Origin of the sequence: Delftia deserti (assembly GCF_042653485.1) — a bacterium.
Taxonomy (GTDB): Bacteria; Pseudomonadota; Gammaproteobacteria; order Burkholderiales; family Burkholderiaceae_C; genus Comamonas; species Comamonas acidovorans.
Genome location: NZ_JBHSIH010000001.1, coordinates 2,397,458 through 2,418,319, shown reverse-complemented (window position 1 = coordinate 2,418,319; position 20,862 = coordinate 2,397,458). Strand labels below are relative to the sequence as shown.

Below are 20,862 nucleotides of genomic sequence, written 5' to 3'. Positions count from 1 at the left end.
TGGTGCGGGCCTGGTGCGGTCGGTGCTCAGGCGATGGCCGAGGGGTGCCTTGCCAGCGGTGTGACCTGGATGTCCATGTAGGGGAACAGCGGCAGGCCCTGCAGCAGCTCGTGCAGTTCGTCGTTGGAGGCCACGTCGAACACGCTGTAGTTGGCGTACTCGCCGACCACGCGCCAGATGTGGGGCCAGCGGCCGTCGTGCTGCAGCTGCTGCGAGTAGGCCTTCTCGCGGGCCTTGATCTCGGCGGCCACGTCGGCGGGCAGGTCGTGGGGAATCTTCACGTCCATGCGGACCAGGTAAAGCATGTTTGTCTCCAGGAGGAATGAAAGGAATTCAGGTCGCAGCCCCGGTCCGGGCCTGCCCCATGTCGAAGTGCTGCGGCTGGCCGCCGGCCAGCGCGCGGTCGAAGCGCGCCAGCTGCTGCAGGTCGATCTCCACGCCCAGGCCGGGTCCGTCGGGCAGTTGCAGCTCGAAGTCGCGGATGGCCATGCGCTCGGTGACGATGTCGTCCACCAGCAGCTGCGGGCCGAACAGCTCGCAGTTGTAGTGCTGCCCGCCCAGCGTGGCAAAGACATGGGCCGAGGCGGCCGAGCCGATCGAGGTCTCCAGCATGGTGCCGCCGTACCAGCCGATATCGGCCGCCTGGGCAATCGCCGCCACCTTGCGTGTGCGCAGCAGGCCGCCGTGCTTGGCCACCTTGAGCGAGAACACATGGCTGGCCTGCTCGCGCGCCAGGCGCATGGCGTCGTAGGGCGTGCACACGCTCTCGTCGGCCATGACCAGGGCCCCCTGCAGCGTGGCCGTCAGCTCGCGCAATGCAGGCACGTTCCAGCCGGCCACGGGCTGCTCGATCAGGGTCACGCCGGCTTCGATCAGCTGCGGCAGAAAGCGCCGCGCCGTGGCGCCGTCCCAGGCCTGGTTGACGTCCACGGTCAGCGTGGCGCGGCCCTGCAGGCCGCGTGCGATCTCGCTCACATGGGCCACGTCGGCCTCGGGCGTGCGCGCGCCTATCTTCATCTTGAAGATGCGGTGGCGCTTTTGCTCCAGGCGCAGATGGGCCTCGGCCAGGTCGCGTTCGATATCGCCGCTGGCCAGCGTCCAGGCCAGGGGCAGGCTGTCGCGCTGCTTGCCGCCCAGCAACTGCCACACGGGCAACTGCAGGCTGCGCGCCACGGCATCCAGCAGCGCGATTTCCACGGCGCTCTTGGCAAAGGCATTGCCCTTGCAGGCCAGGTCCATGCGCGAGAGGCAGGCCTCGAAGCGCGCGCCGTCCTGGCCGATCAGGCTGGGCGCCAGGTGGTTGGTGATGGCGTGGTGGATGCTCTCGGGCGATTCCTCGTTCCACGACGGGCCGCCGATGGTGGCGGCCTCGCCAAAGCCCGTGGCGCCATTGCGCAGCCACAGCTGCACGATCACCGGGCTTTGCCGGCTGATGGAGCCGAACGACAGCTTGTGCGGACGGATGGTGGGAATGTCGAGGATCCGCGCCTCGATGCGCTCGATCAGGAAACGGTCTTGCATGGCAATGGCGGGTGTCTTGGCTGGCGGCGGCTGCCGACGATGGACACAAGCGTAAATCCATGCATTGTGTGGATCTATTGAATTATTTGTGAGAAATCATTCGATGGCGTCGATGTGTTGAATGCCTGCGCCGCAAGCCGGTGGCGCGGCGGTCCGCCGCCGCGCGCCCCGGCAACCGGATCAGAAACTGCTGCGCAGCGTGACCATGATGCTGCGCGGCAGGCCGTAGTAGTTGCTGCGCGTGGCCGTGCCCACGCGCTCCCAGTAGACGCGATCGAAGAGGTTGTCGATGTTCACGGCCAGCTTGACCTGGGGGGTGAGCGGGTAGGCGGCATAGACGGACCAGACGCCGTAGCCGCCCGTGCGCCAGCGCACGGCGCCCAGGGTGTCATAGAACTCGCTGACGGCCCGGACGCCGGCGCCCAGCTCCAGGCCCTGGGCCACGGGGCCGGCCACGCGGTAGCGCGCCCACAGGTTCACGCTGTGGCGCGGTGACATGGTGCTGAAGTCGGTGCCGGTCTGCGTGACGGTGCCCTGCAGGTACTTGGAGCGCATGTAGGCGTAGCTGGCCGCCACGTCCCAGCGCGGCGACAGCGAGCCGACCACTTCGGCCTCGAAGCCTTCGGAGCGCACCTTGCCTGCGGGGATGACGAAGGCGGCATCGGCGGGGTCGGCCAGCGCGCGGTGGGTGTCCTGCATGCGGTAGACGGCGGCGGTGGCATTCAGGCGTCCATCCAGCAGGCTGCCCTTGATGCCGGCCTCCACCTGCCGGCCCTCGCGCGGGGCGATCTGGCCGCCGCCTGCCAGGCGCCCGCTTTGCGGCTGGAAGATGCGCGACTGGCTGGCGTAGAGCGTCCAGCTGTCGTTCAGATCGAAGAGCACGGCGCCGAAGGGCGTGAACTGGCCATCGACCTCGTAGCCCGAGCGCGTGTTCTGCAGCCGATCCGAGGTTTCGGTCTTCCACCAGCTCTTGCGCGCGCCCGCCACCAGGGTGAGGGCCTGCGCGGGCTTGATGCGCAACTGGCCGTAGACGCCGCGCAGGCTGGTGCGCGTGGTGTCGTCGGCAAAGGGCTTGAAGCTGGGCTCGGCGATGGAGGAGGGGTCGTAGTGGAACAGGTCGGCGGGCGTGTTCATGGCGCCGCGCAGCATGCGCAGGTGCATGTTGGAGCTGCGGTAGTCCGCGCCCGCGATGAAATGGTGCGTCTGCCCGGCCCATTGCCAGGGCGTGCTGTAGTAGATGTCGGCCGTGGTGTCGGCGTAGTCGCGGTCCACGGTCTGGGCCTGGGTGAAGCGGCTGATGCCGGTGTCCGAGACGGCCGAGTAGCCATTGATGTACTTGTCGCGCTGCTGGCGCAGCACGCGGCGGGCTGCCAGCTTGAACAGGCCGCCGCCGTCGAGCCGCGTTTCCGACTCGATGAAGCCGGCCAGCGATTCGGGCGCGGCGCGGCCCCAATCGGCGGCAATGGCCACGTCGCGGGGAATGGGGGCCAGCCTGCCGTCGGCGTGGGCGGGCAGGCCGGTGTCGTAGTTGCCCCGGCCGCGCTGCCAGGTGGCGCCCACCGAGACCGTGCTCTGGGAAGTGATGTCCAGCTCCACCGTGCCGTACAGGGCCTGCTTGTGGCCGTCCATGGCCATCACGGGGCTGCCGAAGTTCTCCTGCAGCGCCACCACGCGGCCACGCAGGCTGCCATCTTCCGAGAGCGGACCGGTGACATCCACCTCGGCCCGCTTGCGCCCGCGCGAGCCCCGGCCGACGGCGGCCTGGCCCTGGTAGTCGGGCAGGGCGCGCTTGCGCACCAGGTTGAGCATGACGCTGGGCTCGCCCGCGCCCGAGAACAGCCCGGCCGGCCCGCGCAGGGCCTCGACCCGGTCGAACAGCGCCAGGTCCAGCGTTTCCTGGGTGGCCGGGTTGCCGCTGACGGTGAGGCCGTCCAACTGGTAGGTGGAGGACTGGTAGCCGCGCGAGAGGATGTCGCTGCGCCCGCCCGTGCTGCTTTGCCGGCGCACGACGATGCCTGGCACCACCTTGGCCGCTTCGGTGAGCTCCACGAAGTTCTGGTCATCGAGCTGCGCGCGCGAGATCACGGACACGGACTGCGGCGTCTCCCGCACCGTCAGCTCGATCTTGGTGGCCGCGCTGGCATAGGGCGAGCGGTAGCTGCCCGTGCCTTCCGTGCGGCCGTCGCGCACGGCGGTGGCGGTCACGCGCACTTCGTCCAGCGCGGCCTGAGGGCGCGCCGGGGCGCGGCGCAGCAGCCAGCCGCCCTGGGGCTGGGCAGCGGCCTCCAGCCCGCTGCCGGCCAGCAGTCGCTGCAGTGCCTCGGCCGGCTCGAAGCGGCCCTGTACGGCGGGCGCGGTCTTGCCCGCCAGCAGGGCGCTGTCGGCCGCAATGCTGGTGCCGGTGGCGCGCGCCAGGGCCTTGATGGCGTCGGACAGCGGTTGGGCCGGCAGGTCGATGGCGGCGGATGCGGCCAGGACCGGCATGCAGGCCAGTGCCGCCGCGCAGGCCAGCAGGGTCTGGCAGGTGCGTGCCGGGCGGGAGGAAAGAGGGCGGGCGGGCATGGCGGGAACGTTCTCCTGGATATCGGTTGTGCTCGCCTGTATGACGGAGCAGCCCGCCGGATCCCTGATGTGCGTTGGCCGTTTTTTTTCAGTTTTCTGGTTTTTTGCCCGGCGCGACGTGGCGCGGGGTCAGCCAGGTGGCGCCGTCGCGTTCCTGCACGCGCACGGCGGCGATGCGCGGCAGCGCGTCCAGGAAGCTTTCCACATCGCCGCGCTGCACGGCGGCGGTGATGCGCGGTCCTCCGTCAGTGCCTTCGTCAGTGCCTTCGGCCAGTGCGGCACGCACGGGCTGGCGGCGCCAGCGCGACAGCGTGGCGGCGATCTCGCCCAGCCCGGCGCTGTCGAAGACGATGAGGCCGCGTTCGATGGACGAGAAGCTGTCGCGCGCATCGCGCTGCACGCGGCGGGGGCGGGGGCGGGGGCGGGGCAGAGTGCCATCGGCATCGTGCGCGCCATCGGTGCCTGCATCCGGCATCTCTCCCACTTCGCCGGCGTGCAGCAGCAGCGCCTGATGGCCCTGCGCGTCGCCTTCGCCCGCCAGGCGCACCGTTCCATGCTCCACGCTCACCCGCACCAGGCCCGGCAGCCGGTTGACCGTGAAGCGCGTGCCCAGCACGGTGATGCGCGCCTGGCCTGCGTCGATGGTGAAGGGGCGGTCTGCATCCCTGGCCACGTCGAACAGGGCCTCGCCCTGCTCCAGCACCACGGCGCGCCGTCGGCGGGAGTAGCGCGTGGCGATGCGGCTGGCCGGCCCCAGGGTCAGCGTGCTGGCGTCGGGCAGGCGCAGCACGATGCGCTCGCCAATCGCACTGTCGCGGGCCAGGGCGGACAAGGTGGAGTCCTGCCAGGCATGCCAGCCGCGCAAGGCCAGCACACCCGCCGTGCCCAGGCCGGCAATGCCCAGCACGCCGCGGGTGATGGCGGCGCGGCGGGTGTGGCGGCGTGTGTCGCGGCGCTGGCGTGCGGCGGTGTTCACGGCCGTGGCCAGGGCCTCGGCCCGGGGCGTGGAGTCGAAGTCCTGCCACAGCGCCTCGAAGGCGGCGTATTCGGCGGCGTGGCGCGGGTCGGCATCCATCCAGCGGCGCCAGGCAGCGGCATCGGCGGCGCCCGCCTGCGCTCCCGCATCCCGGTGCATGCGTATGAACCAGCGCGCGGCCTCCTCGCGCGGCTTGCTCATGGCGCGAGCAGCTCGCGTGCGGCGCGCAGGTCCAGCAGGGCGCGCATCAGGTGGCGCTCCACCATGTTCAGGCTGATGCCCAGCATGGCGGCAATCTGGGGCTGGGAATGGCCTTCCACCTTGCACAGCCAGAACACCTCGCGGCAGCGCGGTGGAAGCCCTTCGATGACCCGCTGGGCGGCGGCCAGGCGCTGCTGCAGATCGGCCAGCACCTCGGCGGAAGGCGCAGTGAATGCTTCCTGCAGGGCGGTGGCGTCCGCGCACCTGCCGGGGGCCGTGGAGTCCGGCTCGCCTGCCAGGTCGGGCAGTGGCACGAAGCGGCGTTCATGCGCCATCTGGTCGGCCAGCACGGTGCGCGCCACCACGCGCAGGTAGGCATGCGGCTGGGCGATGCCTTCATGCCGGCCGCTCAGGGCGTAGCGCACAAAGGCGTCATGCAGCACATCCTGCGCACGGTGGATGCAGCGCGTGCTGCGCCAGATGGCGGGCAGCAGGCTGCCATAGGCCCAGCGCAGGTCCAGGCCCAGCCAGGCTGCGGGAGTCGGATGGCGTGTCATACAAACGGGGAGGGAAGGCGGGCAGGCAGGGGCGGGCGAAGTGATGGCATTCTAAATGAGACTTTTTCTCATTTGCCATCACCTGTTCGTCGCCTGTTGCTTGCCGACCGCACATGCTCCGCGCGGCGGTGCCGCTACAGCAACTCCGCCGGGCGCGTCTCCGGTGCGCCGCTGCGGCAGGGCAGGGTGATGCGAAACACCGATCCGCCTTCGGAGCGGTTGCTGGCGGCGATGGTGCCGTCCATGGCGTCGATGATCTTGCGGCAGATGGCCAGGCCCAGGCCCGTTCCACCCGAGCCGTTCTTGGTCTTGCTGGACTGAACGAAGGGCTGGAAGATCTTGTCCAGTTCCTGCGGCGGAATGCCCGGCCCCTGGTCGGAGACGGCGATGCAGATGTCGCCCTGTCCGTCGATGCGGCCCTGCACATCGATGCGCCCGCCAATGGGCGAGAACTTGATGGCGTTGGCCAGCACATTGCGCACCACCTGCTGGAAGCGCACGGGGTCGGCCTTGGCGATCAGCGGCGCCTCGTCGAGCTCCAGCCGCAGGTCGATGAGCTTTTGCTGCTGCTGCGGCTCCAGCTCGCGCACCACGGGCCGGATCAGGCTCCTGAGGTCGGTGCGTTCCAGGTGGATGGTTCCCACGGCGCTTTCCAGCTTGGCGACATCCAGCAGGTCATTGACCAGGGCCAGCATGCGCTGGCCGGCTGCATGGATATCGTTGAACATGTCGGCGATGGCGGCATTGCCGCGCGAGCGCAGGCCACCCAGTTCGGCAAAGCCCATGATGGACTGCAGCGGGGTGCGCAGCTCATGGCTCATGTTGGCGACGAACTCCGATTTCACGCGGAAGGCCTCTTCGGCCGCGTCGCGGGCTTCGCGGGTGGCATGCTCGGCCGCGCGGAATTCGCTCACGTCCACAAAGATGCTGAGCACGCCGGTGATCCGGCCCTGGGCATCCTTGACTGCCGCCTTGGAGATCTGCACGTCGCGGTAGCTGCCGTCCACATGGGGCAGCCGGGCCTCCAGCACCATGCGCTGGCCCGAGCGCAGCACGACCTGGTTGCTGCGCATCTGCAGCAGGGCATCGTCAAGCGAGTGCAGGCCCTTGATCTCATGGCCGAGCACGGCATAGCGGCCGCGGCCGAAGAAGTCCTCCCAGGCCTTGTTGACCAGGGCCACGCGCTGGTCCGCGTCGGTGACCAGCATGGGCAGGGGCGTGGTCTCGAACAGCAGGTGCTGGAAGGCCAGCTGGGTCTGCAGCTCCTGCTGGGCCTTCCAGCGGGCGGTCACGTCCACGGCGCTGCCGGCAAAGCCCACCAGCCGGCCATCGCGCAGCAGGGGCACCACGGCGATGTCGCAGAGCATCTCCCGGTTGCCCGGCAGGCGGAACATGGCTTGGCAGTTGCGCGGTGCCAGCCGTGCCAGGGGATCGAGCAGGGCCTTGATCTGCGCCAGGTACGGGCCGTCCACGATGCTCTCCAGCGGCTGGCCCACGGCCTCGGCGCTGGGCTGGCCGGTCAGTTGTTCCCAGCGCGCGTTCACGAAGGTCAGCCGGCCGTTGCTGTCGGTTCGGAAGATGAGTTCCTGCACGCTGCGCATGAGCACGGCCATCTCATGCTCGCTGCGCGCCAGGTGTGCCTGTGCCTGCTCCATGGCCTGCAGCGCCGACTTCTGGACCCTGCGGGTCTTGAGCACCGACCAGCTCAGGCCCAGCACCAGGGCCAGCAGGGCCATGCCGGCCACGAAGAAGGCAAAGGCGTTGTCCCGCCAGCGCGCCACCATGGCCGCGTAGGGCTCCTCCACCACCAGCAGCAGCGGCCAGTTGCGCACGGCGCGGAAGGACACGATCTGGTGGCGGCCCAGCATGCCCGCGCCGATGTAGGAGCCGAATTCGCTGTGCGGCAGCCATTCCTGGAACAGCGGCGTCTGCAGCGCGGCGGCCGCCTGCACGCCCGTGCCCGCATTGGTGCTGGCCAGGGGCCGGCCGTCATAGGTCAGCAGCACGGCCTCGTAGCTGAGGGTCTCCAGCGTGGCCTGGTAGAAGTTGGCCACTGCGTCCGGATTGATCAGGGCCACCAGCACGGCGGGCATGCCGTTGTCCTGGTGAAAGGCCAGCAACTGCGGCAGGAAGGACACGCCGCGCGGCGTCGGGCGCGCCCGTGGCGCCAGCGACGACAGGCTGCGGCCGGGCACCAGCCGGCCCAGCTGGGGCTTGCCGGGGATGAGGACGGCCGCCTTGTCGTGCAGCAGATCCTGCGTGTCGATCTGCTGGCCGGCCTCGCCGGCCTGGGTGCTGGCCAGGATGAGGCCCTTGTCGTCGATCAGCGCCATGCTGCGCAGGTAGGGCAACTGGGCGATCAGCAGGGCCATGGCGGCCTCGCGCGTGCCGCGCGCACTGCCTGCGGCCACGATGGCCGGGTTGTGCGCCAGGCTGGCCAGGGCCATTTCGGTGTTCTCGAAGGTCTTGGCCGTCTGGTCCTCCAGCACGCGGGCCAGCAGCGCGGCCTGGGACTTGCTCTGGTCGGCCTCGACATGCAGCTGGCTCCAGACGAAGAGCACCAGTCCGGCGAGCACGCACAGCGCAAAGGTCAGCACCAGTGCCTTGATGTGGGCACTGCGCCGGGCTCCCAGAAAATGATGCGCAGCAGCTCGTTCAGACATGATGAAGATGCTCAAGTCGGACGTCTCAGGGCGCGACGATGGCTGTCAAGCCGTTGTGGCGCGCCGCCCTGTCCAGGCGGCCGTCGCGCTTGATGTCCGAGACGAACTGGTTCAGGCGCGCCAGCCACTGGGCGTCGGCAGGGCTGACCGCATAGCCGTAGGGCAGCACATGGAAGGGCTTGGGCGGCGCGATCAGCTGCATCCAGTCCGAGCTGTCCAGCAGCTTGCGGCTGTACGGGTAGTCGGTCATGAACACGTCCACGCGCCCGGCCATGAGTTCCTTTTCGCGGGTTTGCGGCGGCTCCACCAGCATCAGGCGCGCATGCTTGAGCGTCTCGCGCATCACCGGCTCCATGAAGGTGCCGCGCTGCACGGCCACCTGCACGCCGGGCTGGTCGATGTCGGCCCAGCTGCGCACGGCGGGATTGCTCTTGGTGGTGATGCCGTAGATATCGCTGCTCAGGTAGGGTTGGGTGAAGCGCAGCTGCTGCTGGCGCTGCGGCAGGATGCCGACGGCGAACATGGCCACGTCGCAGCGCGACTCCAGCAGGTCGGGCACCAGCCGCGAGAAGGACGAGTCCACATGCTGCAGCCGCGCGCCAAGGTCCTTGGCCAGCTCTGCCGAGAGCTCCGCGTCGATGCCCGTGAGCCTGCCCGTGCGTGCGTCACGGTAGGTGATGCCGTAGTAGTCGGGCCAGATGCAGACCTTCAGCGTGCGGCTGCTCGCCACGCGGTCCAGCACCTCGCCGGCCCGTGCTGTGCCAGGCCCCATGGCCAGCACCGCGACCCAGACCGGCACCAGTGCCAGCAGTACCGCCTGTACAACGGGCAGCACGACGGCCTGCACCAGCGCGTACAGGCGCGCGGCGTTCCCGGACGGTATCCGCCATCGGCCCGCGGCGGCCTGCGTGTGCATCGTCATCAGTCGCTCCTGTAAAGACTGGCCATGGTCTCCAGCAGCCGGCTCGGGCTGAAAGGCTTGAGCAGGTATTCGTCGGCACCGGCATTGAAGCCCGCCTCGCGGTCCTGCGCACTGCCCCGGGCTGTCAGCAGGATCACCCGCGTGTGCCGCAGATCGTAGGAGGTCTTGATGCGGCAGCACACCTCCAGGCCGTCCAGCGTGCCCGGCATCATCATGTCCAGCAGCACGACATCGGGCTTGCTGCGCTGGGCCAGGGCCCAGGCTTCGTCACCGGTCGGCGCCTCCATGACTTCATATGCGCTGGACTCCAGCGTCATGCGCAACAGCTTGCGGATGTCGGCCTGGTCTTCGGCGATCAGTATCTTCTTCATGGCGGGCCTTTCGCAACGCAGTTGAAGGGGTCTGCGCTGGATTGAATCATAAATATCAAATTCATCAAATTTCTATTGAATTTCTTAATCGTATTTGATGCAAAATTGCTGCCATGTCCGAGAACAGCACCCCACCAGGCCAAACCCCGCACTACACAACCGCCGAAGTGGCCAAGCTGCTGGGCATGGCGGTGCGGTCGGTTCAGCTCATGGTCGATCGCGGCGAGCTGGAGGCCTGGAAAACCCCCGGGGGGCACCGGCGCATCACGCGCGCTTCCGTGGAGCGCTGGCGCGGCAGGCAGGGCGATCCGGCAGCGTCCGGGACGCCAGCGGCGGCCCCGGCGCCCGCTCCCGCGCAGGCCGGCACGGGCCCGCGCGTGCTGCTGATCGAGGACTCCGTGCATTTCCAGAACCTGGTGCGTCTGCTGGTGCAGCGCCACTTCCCCGAGGTGCAACTGCACGTGGCGCACGACGGGATCACCGGCATGGCGCTGTACGGGCAGATCCAGCCCGATGTGCTGCTGGTGGACATCCTGCTGCCCGACATCGACGGCGCGGCCCTCATCACCACCTTGCGCACGCATGAGCAGTTCGCGCGCTGCAAGCTGCTGGTGGTCACTTCGCTGGATGCGGCAGAGCGCGAGGCCTATACCTTTGCCCTGGGCGGCGTGCGCGTGATCCACAAGCCCCAGCTCGTGCAGGAACTGCCCGAGGCGCTGGGCGAGCTGCTGGGCGGGCAGGCAGCGTGAACCCGACCCATCCTGCGGTCCTGCTGGTGGAGGACGATGCCTCGATTGCGCGATTCGTCACGCTGGCGCTGGAGGGCATGCCCCTCACGCTGGTGTCCTGCACGAGTGCGGAGCAGGCGCAGCAGCTGCTGCAGAGCCAGCCCTTTGCCCTGCTGATCACCGACCTGATGCTGCCCGGCGCCTCCGGGGTCGAGCTCATCGAATGGCTGCGCTGCTCCCCGCAGGCCGGCTGCAGAGCCGTGGTCTTCAGCGCTGGCGTGCGGGCCGACGTGGCGCTGCGGCTGGAGCAACTGCAGGTCTGGGGCGTGCTGCGCAAGCCCGTGTCGGTGGCGCAACTGGTGGACTGCGTGGAAGCGGTGCTGGCGGCGCAACCGGCCGGGTCGGCCGGGCCGGCCAGCGTGCAAGCCGCCGATACGGATGCGAATATGCCGGTGGATGGCGGAGCGGCTGCCGTCGCCACCTACTTCGGCGGCGATGCCGCCCTGTTCCACAGCTACCGCGCCAGCTGTCTTGAGCAGCTGCCCGCCGATGTGGCGCTGGGCGAAAACCTGCTGGCCGCGCGCGACGCCGCGGCGCTGCGCCGGCTGGCGCACAGCCTCAAAAGCGTGCTGCGCCTGCTGGGGCAGGAGCAGTCCAGCGGCCTGGCGCAGGCGCTGGAGCAGGCCTGCCTGGCCAGCGACTGGCCGCGCGCCGCCGATGCCTGGCGGCAACTGGGCGCGGCCCTGCTGGGAATGCTGGAAGGCGCGGGCCAGCGGCCCCGGCGCGGCTGACGCGCAGTCCGGCGCCGTTGCAGCCCACAGCGGCGTTGTCCCCAGCACTGCAGCCCCCGAGGGCGCACGCCGGCCAACGCATCAAGACGCAGCCGCGGTCCTTGGCAACCGAGTCCCCGCCAGCGCCAGCCCGGCGAACAGCATCAGCATCAGGCCGTAGCCATAGGTGACCGGCAACAGGCCGAAGTGCGCAGCCGCCATGCCCGCCGCGATGGCCGGCATGCTGAACGCCAGGTAGCTGGCGATATAGATGGCCGAGATCAGGGCGCCGCGCTCGTGCGGCTCGGCCAGCGGGATCACGCTGCGCAGCGCGCCCTGGAAGCCGACGCCGAAGCCCGCGCCCGCCACCACCGAGGCACCCAGCACCAGGGGCAGGCTTTGCAGATGGGCGCCGACCAGCAGCAGGGCCACGCCGGCCAGCAGGCCGCTGCCGCCGAACTGCAGCATGGCGCGCGGCGCGCGGCTGCGCAGCGTCCAGATGGCGGCGGCGGCGCTCAGCGTGTTGATGCACACGGCAAAGCTGGCCGCGACCTCCGAGCCCGTGACCGAGCGGATCATCGACGGGCCCAGCGACAGGTAAAAGCCCCCCAGCGCCCACACGGTGATGCTCATGGGCAGCACGCGCATGAAGTCGGCCCGGGCCTGGCCCGGAATCCGCACGCGCGGGCGCATGGCGGCCAGCGCGCCGGGGCGGCGCGCACCTGTCTCGGGCAGCACCGCCATGGCGGCGGCCACGGCCACGAAGATCAGCGCCATGAGCCAGAACACCAGGCCCAGCTGCTGGCGCCACAGCTGCGCGAACTCGCCCGCCACGACAATGCCCGCCGCCATGCCGACCATGGGCGCCATGGTGCTCACCAGCGTGCCGCGCTCGCGGTGCAGATCCAGCAGCGCCGCGCCCATGGCCGCACTGGCCATGCCCGTGGCAAAGCCCTGCAGCACGCGCGCCAGCACCAGGGCCTGCACGTCGCCCGCGCGGGCGAACACCGCCAGCGAGACGATCTCCAGCACCAGCGCCGCCAGGATCACGGGCTTGCGGCCCAGGTGGTCCGACAGCGCGCCCGTGGTGAGCAGGGCCAGCAGCAGGCTCAGCGCATAGACCGCGAAGACCAGGGTCAGCATGCCGGAGGAAAAGCCCCAGTCCTGCTGGTAGAGCCGGTACAGCGGCGTGGGCGCGCTGGAGGCCGCGAAGAAGCTGCCCAGGCCGAAGGCCAGGACGGCCAGGCTGTGGCCAGGCCGCAGGACGGAAGTGGGGGATGGTTGCAGGGCTGGCATGGTTAAAAGGCTTGTCGCACAATTAATGCAAAGTTTTTGCGTTAGCGAATTCTGCGCTTGTGCGCTGCTAATGCAAATTTTTAGCTTTAATAACCATGAGCACGCAAGTCCCATCCCTTTCCAAAACAGGCGGTCCCGCCCGTCCCGGCGGACGCAGCGCGCGCATCCAGGCCACGGTCTACCAGACCGTCAAAAGCCTGCTGGAAACCATGCCGCGCGAGGAGCTGAGCTTTCCGCTCATCGCCGCCCAGGCGGGCGTGACGCCGTCCACCCTCTACCGGCGCTGGGGCGACATACAGCAGCTGCTGGCCGATGTGGCCGTGGAAATCATCCGGCCCACGGCGCCGCCGCTGGACACGGGCACGCTGGAGGGCGACCTGCTGGCCTGGGCCGAGCAGTTCCTGGAGGAGTCGGCCTCGCCCCTGGGCCGCACCATGCTGCGCGACATGGCCGCCGCAGCGGGCAACGAGCACACGCCCTGCGCCTGCGTGGAAATCCTGCGCGGGCAACTGGCGCAGATCGGCGAGCGCGCAGCGCGGCGTGGCGAGGCGATGCCCGCTGCGGACACCCTGATCGACGCGCTGGCAGCGCCCATCGTCTACCGCGTGCTGTTCGACCTGCCGCCGTCCCTGGAACACGTGCAGGCACGGGTGCGCGGCCTGCTGCAGGCTGAAACGGCCTAGCCCTTCAGCGCCCGCGCCAGCACCTCGAAGATCCGCGCATCCGAGCACTGCGCCACATTGAAGCGCAGGAAATCGCCTGCGCTCTGCGACTGGCTGAAGGCATTGCCGGGCGCCAGTACCACGCCATCCTCCAGGCAGGTGCGCGCAAGCGCCGTGGCATCCATGCCCCCGGGCAACTGGCACCACAGGAACATGCCGGCCTGCGGCACCAGCCAGGGCTTCATGCCCAGGGCCTGCAGCCGCGCGGCCGTGCGTTCCATCTCCTGCGCCAGCCGCAGCCGCACGGACTCCATGTGCCTGCGGTAGCCGCTGTCGGTCAGCGTGCGCAGCACGATGTCTGCGGCCATGCGCCCGCCGCCGAAGTTGGTGGCGATCTTCAGGTCCGCCAGGTCCTGCGTCCAGTCGGGCCGCGCCGCGATGAAGCCGCAGCGCAGCGAGGCCGACACCGTCTTGGAGAAGCTGCCGATCTGGATCACGCGCGACAGGCCGTCGAAGGCCGCCAGCCGGGGTGCCGCATGGGTCTCCAGGTCGCAGAAGATGTCGTCCTCCACGATCACCAGGTCCGAGCTGTCGGCCAGCTTCAGGATGCGGTGCGCCACCAGTGGCGACAGCGTGGCGCCGGTCGGGTTGTGGATGGCCGAATTGGTGATGTACAGGCGTGGCGAATGTGCCTGCAGCGCGTCGGCGAACCGGGCCACGTCGGGCCCCTGCGGCGTGTAGGGCACGCTCACGGCCTGCACGCGGTGCGCCTTGAGCAGCGCATGGAAATTGAAATAGCAGGGGTCGTCGATCAGCACCGTATCGCCGGGCTCCAGCAGGAAACGGCAGACCAGGTCGATGGAGTGCGTGCCCGACTCCGTCAGCAGGATCTGCTCGGGCGAGGCCTCCAGCCCCATGGCGGCCATGCGCCGCGCCAGCAGGCGGCGCAGTGCCGGGTGGCCCAGCGGCGTTGCGTACTCCGTCAGCTCCAGCGTGCCCGAGCGCGCCAGGGAGCGCAGCGCGCGGCGCACGCCTTCCTCGTACAGCCATGAAGGCGGCAGCCAGCCGCAGCCCGGCTTGAGCGCGTGGGCATCTGCCTGCAGCGACTGGCGGGCCAGCCACAGGGGGTCGACCTCCCTGTCCACGCGCGGCCCGATACCGCCCAGCGCCAGCGGCGCCACCGGCCCCGCCACATAAAAGCCCGAGCCGGGGCGCGAGGCGATCACCCCCTCGGCCGCCAGCCGTTCGTAGGCCTCCACCACGGTGGAGACCGACACCTGCATGGCCTGTGCCTGCGCGCGCACCGAGGGCAGGCGCGTGCCGGGCAGGTAGGTGCGCGCGGCGATGCGCGACTGGATCTCTTCCATCACCGCCTGGATGCGTGTGCCGCTGCGCATGGCTGTTCTCTCTTCTGTAGTGGTTTTGTGTGCATAACAGTTCTTTTGAATTGTATTGGACTGTCTATGGATGAACCGCCTGCGCACTGGTCCACTGCCGGCTGCCAACAAGGAGTTTTTCGATGGACAGAACAAGCAGCGGGTGGATCAACGGATTCATCGGCGTGGCGATCTTCGCGGGATCGCTGCCGGCCACCCGCGTGGCGGTCGCCGACCTGGACCCCACCTTCCTGACCTGCGCGCGCGCCAGCATCGCGGCATTGCTGGCCCTTGCCGTGCTGCTGGTGCTGCGCCAGCAGCGGCCTGCGCGGGCCGACATGCCTTCGCTGGCGCTGAGCGCGCTGGGCGGCGTGGTGGGCTTTCCGCTGCTCACCGCGCTGGCGCTGCAGTACGTCACCTCGGCGCATTCCATCGTCTTCGTGGGCCTGCTGCCCCTGTCCACGGCCGTGTTTGCCGTGTTGCGCGGCGGCGAGCGCCCGCGCCCGGCGTTCTGGCTGTTCTCGCTGGCGGGCGCGGCCTTCGTGGCCGGCTATGCGGCCGTGGGCGGGGCCGGGGGCTCGCTGCGCGGCGACCTGCTGATGCTGGCCGCCATCATCGTCTGCGGCCTGGGCTATGCCGAGGGCGCGCGCCTGTCGCGCACGCTGGGCGGCTGGCAGGTCATCAGCTGGTCACTGGTGCTGGCCCTGCCTGTCATGCTGCCGGCCGCCCTGCTCAGCATGCCGGCATCGCTGGCCGATGTGGGCCGGCCCGCATGGCTGGGCCTGGCCTATGTCTCGCTGTTCAGCATGCTCATCGGATTCGTGTTCTGGTACCGGGGCCTGGCGCAGGGCGGCATTGCGGCCGTGGGCCAGATCCAGCTGCTGCAGCCCTTCATGGGCCTGGGCCTGGCGGCCGTGCTGCTGCATGAGCAGGTGAGCTGGGGCATGGTGCTGGTCACCATGGCCGCCGTGGTCTGCGTGGCCGGGGCGAAGAAGTACGCGCACTGAGCCGGGCAGGTTGGGGGCGGGTACGGGACAGTGAGTGCGACGTGGCGCTAGCGCCCGGCCTCGCGCATCACCTGCTGCGCGAACTCTGCGGCCGAACCCTCGAACGGCTGGTTGCTGGCCGCCTCCAGCCGGCTGCGGATGGACGGCACGCGCAGCGCCTGCGCCACCCCGGCGTTGAGGCGCTGGACCAGTGCTGGCGCCATCTGCGGTGGCGCGAACAGGCCGAACAGCGAATCCAGGTTGGCTTGCGCATGGCCCAGCTGCGCCAGCGTGGGCACCTCGGGCAGGGCCGCCAGCCGCTGCGGCGCGCCCACGGCCAGGGCCTTGAGGCGGCCCGCGCGCAGCGCCTGCAGCTGCAGCGGTGCCACATTGGTGGACAGCAGCTCGAAATGCCCGGCCAGCGCATCGTTGAGCTGCTGGCCCCCGCCCTTGTAGGGCACATGCACGATAGGAATGCGCGTGGCCTGCTCTATGCGCTGCAGCACCGCGTGCCCCGTCGTGCCCTCGCCCGTGGTGGCCCAGCGTATGCCGCCGGGCATGCCGCGCGCCTCGGCCAGCATGCCTTCGAAATCTGTCGCCTTCAGCGCCGGTGTGCCCACCAGCAGCATGGGCGTGCGCATCACGCCGGCCACGGGCGTCACGGAGGCTGCGGCCAGGCCCACGGCGGTGGCGGCGGCAAAGACCAGGGTGCGTCCGTCGGGCGCGCTGCGCGCCAGCAGCTCCAGCGCCACGGTGCCGCTGGCGCCGGGGCGGTTGTCCACGATCACGGCCGTGCCCCATTGCTGCGCCAGTTGCTCGGCCAGGGCGCGGGCCACCATGTCGCTGACACCGCCTGCGGGGTAGGCCACCACGATCCGCAGGCTGGCGCCCTGCCGGGCGGGCTGGGCCGGTGACGCCTGGGCGGGCCAGGCCAGCGCGCAGGCACCCGCCGCCAGCAGGGCGCGCCGGCCGGTATCGGTGCCTTGCAGTGTCCGCATGCCTCAGCCGCCCGGTGCCTGGTGGCGCTGCGCCAGCTCGCGCGCCAGGGCGATGAAGGTGCCCACGGGACCCGCGCCGCCTGCTTCCGAGCCGGCCTCGCGGTGCACCAGGGTGAGCGGTGCACCCAGCCGCACGGTGGGCTCGAAGGCGCGGTAGACCACGGCCTCGGGATGGGCGCCGCGCACCGAGGCCGGCACGATGGACAGGCCCACGCCCGCCGCCACCAGGTTCACATTGGTCATCATGCGTTGCACCTCGGCGGCCACCTCCACATGCACCCTGTGCCGGGCGCACAGCGCCAGCAGATTGGCATACAGACCCGGCGCGCCCGTGCGGCGCACAAGGATCAGGCGCTCGCCGTCGAGCTGCCTGAGCGCCACGGGCCGCGATGCATCGCGCGCCAGGCGGTGGTCCACGGGTATGGCCAGCAGCGCGGGCTCCTGCAGCAGCGTCTCGAACACCAGGCCCTCGGGCCGTGCCACCGGCACGCGCAGAAAGCCGCAGTGCATGCGACCGGCCTGCACGGCCTCGGTGATCTCGGCGGCGTTGTTCTCGCTCACATCGAGCGCAAGGTCGGGATGTCGGCCCCGGCACAGGCGCAGCACCTCGGGCGTGAAGGCATGGGCCGCCGCCGAGCTGGTGAAGCCCACATGGATGCGCCCGCGCTCGCCGCGCGCAAAGGCCTGCATGCGGTCGCGCATGGCGGTGAAGTCGGCCAGCAGCCGCGCGGCCTCGCCCTGCAGCTCCAGGCCCGCGTCGGTCAGGTCCACGCCCTTGGGGTGGCGCCGGAACAGGGCAATGCCCAGCTCCTCCTCCAGCGCGCGGATCTGCTGCGACAGCGGCGGCTGCTGCATGCCCAGCAGCTCGGCCGCGCGCGTGATGTGGCCGGTATCGGCCACGGCCAGGAAGTAACGGAGATGGCGCAGTTCCATATATGTGAAAAGTATCCAGTCGATATCCTAAAAATCTTTGAAATATTGGACAAGCCTCTACAGAATCCCATCCAGTCACCGATGCGACCGCTTGCCGAGGCGCGGCAGGTGACTTCCAACAAGAAGCCAAGACAGGAGACAAGACATGCAAGCATCCGCGTATTTCCCCCTGCGTCCCGCCAGCGCCTCGCTGCTGGCCGCGCTCGCCCTGGCCGGCTGCGGCGGCGGCTCGGCCGTGCTGCACGGGCCGGTCACCTCCATCGAGACCGCGCCCAAGAGCACGGCCTGCCCCGCCGAGATTCCTGCGGGCGTCAGCTGCTGGGCCGGGCAGGACTCCAAGGGCGCCTACTACCTGATCGCCAAGCCCGCGCAGTGGAACGGCACCCTGGTGCTGCACGCCCATGGCGGCCCCGACCTGGCCGCGCCCACCGCCGACCGTGCGGCCGAAGACCTGGTGCGCTGGTCCATCATGGTGCGCGCAGGCTACGCCTGGGCCGGCTCCACCTACCGCCAGGGCGGCGTGGAAGTGCGCGCCGCCGCCGAGGACACGGAGCGCCTGCGCGGCATCTTCCGCCAGCATGTGGCCAGGCCGCAGCGCACCATCCTGCACGGCCAGTCCTGGGGTGCGGGCGTGGCGGCCAAGGGTGCGGAAATGTTCAACGAGCAGACCGTGGGCGAGCGCCCCTACGACGGCGTGCTGCTGACCAGCGGCGTGCTGGGCGGCGGCACCCATGCCTATGACTTCCGCACCGACCTGCGCGTGGTCTACCAGTACCTGTGCGCCAACCACCCGCGCCCCAATGAGCCGCAGTACGCGCTCAACCTGGGCCTGCCCGCAGACGCCAAGATGCGCCAGGCCGACGTGGCCCTGCGCGTGAACGAATGCCTGGCGCTGGACAAGCCCGCCGCCCAGCGCACGGTCGCGCAGCAGGCGAAGATCGACACCATCACCAAGGTCATCAAGATCCCCGAGAGCGCCATCCAATCGCACATGAACTGGGGAACCATGCACTTCCAGGACATCTCTGCCAAGCGCACGGGCGGCGCCAGCCCCTTCGGCAACGAGGGCGCGGTCTATTCGGGATCGGCCGACGATGCCGCGCTCAATGCCGGCGTGCTGCGCTACCGCGCCGACCCTGCGGCCTACCGCAAGTTCGCCGATGACACCGACCCTGTGGGCAAGATTGCCGTGCCGGTTCTCTCGGCCAAGTGGATCAGCGACCCCACGGCCTTCGTGGAGCTGGATGCGCGCTTTCGCGCGGTGATGCAGCAGGGCGGCAGCGGTGACCGGCTGGTGCAGACCTTTACGCGGCAGGGGACGCACAGCTATATCAGCGATGCGACCTATCCCGCTTTGATGACTGCGTTGATGCAGTGGGTGGAGGCGGGGGTGAAGCCGACTGCGGCGGGGATTGCTGCTGCTTGTGTGGGGAATGAGGCCAGGTTTGGGGTGGGGTGCAGTTTCGATGCGGCTTATGTGCCTGCTGCGTTGGGGGCTCGGGTGCCTGAGAGGCAGCGGCCTGCCTTGCAGTGAGCTTGCCTCTGCATTGAGCTTGTTTTTGACCCTGCCGGGGAGGTGTTTTTCGAGGCCGGGTTTCGGTCCGGCGGCCGACCTGCTTTCTTTGAGTCGTCAACGGTACGCCGGCCGAAGAAACGCAGGCCAAAGAAAGACGACCCGAATCCATCCATCAGATTGAAATACTGCCCGGGCTGATGGATTTCGTGGACGACAGCGACGACGCATGAGCGGCCCTGGCGGGCCCGTCTCTCTGTGAGAAACTGGCCCGCCGTACTCCCTCCCTTGCCTGCACCCATGGAACTGCGTCAGCTGCGCTACTTTGTCGATATCGCCAAGACCGAGCACCTGACGACATCGGCCAGGAACCTCTATGTCACGCAGTCCACGCTCTCGCATGGGCTGCGCCAGCTGGAAGAGGAGCTGGGCATGGCGTTGTTCGAGCGCATTGGCCGGGGGCTGAAGCTGTCGCAGGCGGGCGTGGTGTTCCGCAACTATGCGGAGCGTGCGCTGCATGAGGTGGAGGCCGGGCGCATGGCGCTGGCCGACCTCAGCGAGCTGCAGACCGGCACGCTGACCATCGGCGTGATTCCCACCTTCCTCAACACCCTGGTCGCCCCGGCCGTGGCGGCTTTCATGCGCGCCTATCCCAAGGTCAACGTGGTGGTGATCGAGCTGCTGGCGCCGCCCGTGGAGCAGGGATTGCTGGACGGCAGCCTGGACCTGGGCGTGAGCTTTCACCCGCCCCAGCGCGCCGAACTGGACGCGCTGCCGCTGTTCGACGAACGCATGATGCTGCTGGTCAACCCATCGCATCCGCTGGCCGGGCGCCGCACCCTGTCCGTCAAGTCGCTGGCCGGCGTGCCGCTGGCCTTGCTGCCGCGCACGTTCCATACGCGCAGCCTGATCGAGGACGGGCTGCGCACCGCAGGGGTCACGCCCTTGCTGCGCGCGGAAATGGGCTCGGTGGAGTCGCTGATCGCGCTGTGCCGCTGGGGCGACATGGCCACCATCGTCCCCGAGCGCGCTGCCCAGCAGGCCACGGACATGGTGGCCATCCACCTGGTCGCCCCCCAGCTCATCCGCACGGCAGGCCTTCTGTGGCGTCGCGGTGCCAGCTACAGCGCAGCGGCGCGCGAGTTTGCGGCGCAGCTGGCACCCGCCACGCGAACCAGCCTGGGCCGCTGAAACAAGAACTCAGAGGGTCGAGCGCGGCACCGGCCGCCAACACCGCGTATGCCGATGCGGGCTCCATCGTGGAGCCCGCTTTTTTTACATGGGTCCCTTCAAAAAGCCCTTGTCCTTCATTTCCCGGATTTCCTGGTCCATCCCCCGGCTGTCCCGATCCAGAATTTGCTGAACCCTTTCGGCTCCTCTGCCATAGAAGCGGCAAAAGCCCGGCCGCTGTGTGGCATCCACCTTGGGCGCGTTGGCCTTGAGCGTGGCGTAGTCCTTTTCCTGGGCCTTGATGTAGTCGTCCGGTATGGAGCCGTTGGCTTTGAGAGTGCCGCCCAGCTTTTCCATCTTCTGCATTGCATCCACGCATTCAGGAGGCAGTGGCTCGGCACGGGGCACACAGGCCTGCATGGTGGTTGCGATCACGGCGAGGGCCAAGAGAGGGACGCGCATGGGAGAAATGTAGCAGCCCTGTCCGTGCAGGCATCACCGCCGAACACCGGCCTTGGCAGGAAGTTCGTCGCACGCGTTGCGGGCCGCATGGCTTCGTCTGGTGGCCTGGGGCCTGCACCCTGGCATGGCAAGGGAAGGCCGGGTCGCCAGCTGTCACACCCCTGTAAACCCCCACCACCACACTCACCCCCTTCA

Annotated in this window: 19 protein-coding genes; 6 read left to right on the top strand and 13 right to left on the bottom strand. The window is 69.4% G+C overall.

The features are described 5' to 3' along the window. Positions 1–26: 26 nt before the first annotated feature. The 8 genes from catC to ACFPFG_RS11795 all read right to left on the bottom strand — a co-directional run bounded on the left by catC (position 27) and on the right by ACFPFG_RS11795 (position 9,773). On the bottom strand, positions 27–305 hold the full coding sequence (gene catC, locus ACFPFG_RS11830; protein ID WP_012203794.1) for a muconolactone Delta-isomerase: 279 nt from the start codon (positions 303–305) through the stop codon (positions 27–29). A gap of 28 nt (positions 306–333) precedes the next feature. Then, positions 334–1,521 (bottom strand): muconate cycloisomerase family protein, encoded by a 1,188-nt coding sequence (locus ACFPFG_RS11825; RefSeq protein ID WP_380106677.1) that lies wholly within the window; start codon positions 1,519–1,521, stop codon positions 334–336. Positions 1,522–1,701: 180 nt separating this feature from the next. Beyond that, entirely contained in the window at positions 1,702–4,083 is a 2,382-nt protein-coding gene (locus ACFPFG_RS11820) for a TonB-dependent siderophore receptor (protein ID WP_380106675.1), read from the bottom strand. Between the two features lie 88 nt (positions 4,084–4,171). Beyond that, positions 4,172–5,260, bottom strand: a complete 1,089-nt coding sequence (locus tag ACFPFG_RS11815; RefSeq protein ID WP_312377437.1) for a FecR family protein — start codon at positions 5,258–5,260, stop codon at positions 4,172–4,174. Beyond that, a complete protein-coding gene (locus tag ACFPFG_RS11810) occupies positions 5,257–5,817 on the bottom strand; it encodes an RNA polymerase sigma factor (protein WP_183018809.1) in 561 nt (186 codons plus the stop codon). The genes ACFPFG_RS11815 and ACFPFG_RS11810 overlap by 4 nt, the downstream gene beginning before the upstream one ends. Positions 5,818–5,951: 134 nt before the next feature. Then, the gene (locus ACFPFG_RS11805; protein ID WP_380106673.1) at positions 5,952–8,480 is read right to left on the bottom strand and encodes a sensor histidine kinase; all 2,529 of its coding nucleotides are present in this window, start codon (positions 8,478–8,480) and stop codon (positions 5,952–5,954) included. A gap of 25 nt (positions 8,481–8,505) precedes the next feature. Further along, a complete protein-coding gene (locus ACFPFG_RS11800) occupies positions 8,506–9,402 on the bottom strand; it encodes an ABC transporter substrate-binding protein (RefSeq protein WP_380106671.1) in 897 nt (298 codons plus the stop codon). Next, complete coding sequence (locus ACFPFG_RS11795; RefSeq protein ID WP_183018812.1) at positions 9,402–9,773, bottom strand: response regulator transcription factor; 372 nt, start codon at positions 9,771–9,773, stop codon at positions 9,402–9,404. Before ACFPFG_RS11795 ends, ACFPFG_RS11800 begins: the two co-directional genes overlap by 1 nt. A gap of 113 nt (positions 9,774–9,886) precedes the next feature. Between ACFPFG_RS11795 and ACFPFG_RS11790 the strand changes: the two genes are divergently transcribed. Both ACFPFG_RS11790 and ACFPFG_RS11785 read left to right on the top strand, forming a co-directional pair. Continuing rightward, positions 9,887–10,522 (top strand): response regulator, encoded by a 636-nt coding sequence (locus tag ACFPFG_RS11790; protein WP_183018813.1) that lies wholly within the window; start codon positions 9,887–9,889, stop codon positions 10,520–10,522. After that, on the top strand, positions 10,519–11,292 hold the full coding sequence (locus ACFPFG_RS11785) for a response regulator (protein WP_380106668.1): 774 nt from the start codon (positions 10,519–10,521) through the stop codon (positions 11,290–11,292). The genes ACFPFG_RS11790 and ACFPFG_RS11785 overlap by 4 nt, the downstream gene beginning before the upstream one ends. Before the next feature lie 81 nt (positions 11,293–11,373). Here ACFPFG_RS11785 and ACFPFG_RS11780 read toward each other — a convergent pair whose 3' ends face one another. Next, positions 11,374–12,567 carry an MFS transporter gene (locus tag ACFPFG_RS11780; protein ID WP_380106666.1) on the bottom strand — a complete coding sequence of 398 codons (1,194 nt, stop codon included), beginning with the start codon at positions 12,565–12,567 and terminating at the stop codon, positions 11,374–11,376. A gap of 95 nt (positions 12,568–12,662) precedes the next feature. Between ACFPFG_RS11780 and ACFPFG_RS11775 the strand changes: the two genes are divergently transcribed. Beyond that, on the top strand, positions 12,663–13,250 hold the full coding sequence (locus ACFPFG_RS11775; protein ID WP_183018816.1) for a TetR/AcrR family transcriptional regulator: 588 nt from the start codon (positions 12,663–12,665) through the stop codon (positions 13,248–13,250). Here the strand turns inward: ACFPFG_RS11775 and ACFPFG_RS11770 are convergent. Continuing rightward, positions 13,247–14,626, bottom strand: a complete 1,380-nt coding sequence (locus ACFPFG_RS11770; protein ID WP_197957226.1) for an aminotransferase-like domain-containing protein — start codon at positions 14,624–14,626, stop codon at positions 13,247–13,249. The two genes, ACFPFG_RS11775 and ACFPFG_RS11770, sit on opposite strands and share 4 nt — an antisense overlap. Positions 14,627–14,748: 122 nt before the next feature. On the opposite strand from ACFPFG_RS11770, the gene ACFPFG_RS11765 reads away from it, so the two are divergent. After that, positions 14,749–15,612 carry a DMT family transporter gene (locus ACFPFG_RS11765; RefSeq protein ID WP_380106664.1) on the top strand — a complete coding sequence of 288 codons (864 nt, stop codon included), beginning with the start codon at positions 14,749–14,751 and terminating at the stop codon, positions 15,610–15,612. A 47-nt stretch (positions 15,613–15,659) separates the two neighbouring features. On the opposite strand, the gene ACFPFG_RS11760 is transcribed toward ACFPFG_RS11765, so the two are convergent. Both ACFPFG_RS11760 and ACFPFG_RS11755 read right to left on the bottom strand, forming a co-directional pair. Beyond that, entirely contained in the window at positions 15,660–16,589 is a 930-nt protein-coding gene (locus tag ACFPFG_RS11760; RefSeq protein ID WP_380106662.1) for a tripartite tricarboxylate transporter substrate binding protein, read from the bottom strand. Between the two features lie 3 nt (positions 16,590–16,592). Continuing rightward, positions 16,593–17,522, bottom strand: coding sequence for a LysR family transcriptional regulator (locus ACFPFG_RS11755; protein WP_374620185.1), 930 nt, complete (start codon positions 17,520–17,522; stop codon positions 16,593–16,595). A 145-nt stretch (positions 17,523–17,667) separates the two neighbouring features. On the opposite strand from ACFPFG_RS11755, the gene ACFPFG_RS11750 reads away from it, so the two are divergent. Next, a complete protein-coding gene (locus ACFPFG_RS11750; RefSeq protein ID WP_380106660.1) occupies positions 17,668–19,056 on the top strand; it encodes a hypothetical protein in 1,389 nt (462 codons plus the stop codon). 279 nt (positions 19,057–19,335) lie between these two features. After that, positions 19,336–20,226: a LysR substrate-binding domain-containing protein gene (locus ACFPFG_RS11745; RefSeq protein WP_183018822.1), complete on the top strand. Its 891-nt coding sequence runs from the start codon at positions 19,336–19,338 to the stop codon at positions 20,224–20,226. Between the two features lie 84 nt (positions 20,227–20,310). Here ACFPFG_RS11745 and ACFPFG_RS11740 read toward each other — a convergent pair whose 3' ends face one another. Beyond that, entirely contained in the window at positions 20,311–20,652 is a 342-nt protein-coding gene (locus ACFPFG_RS11740; RefSeq protein WP_374620179.1) for a hypothetical protein, read from the bottom strand. Positions 20,653–20,862: the final 210 nt, after the last annotated feature.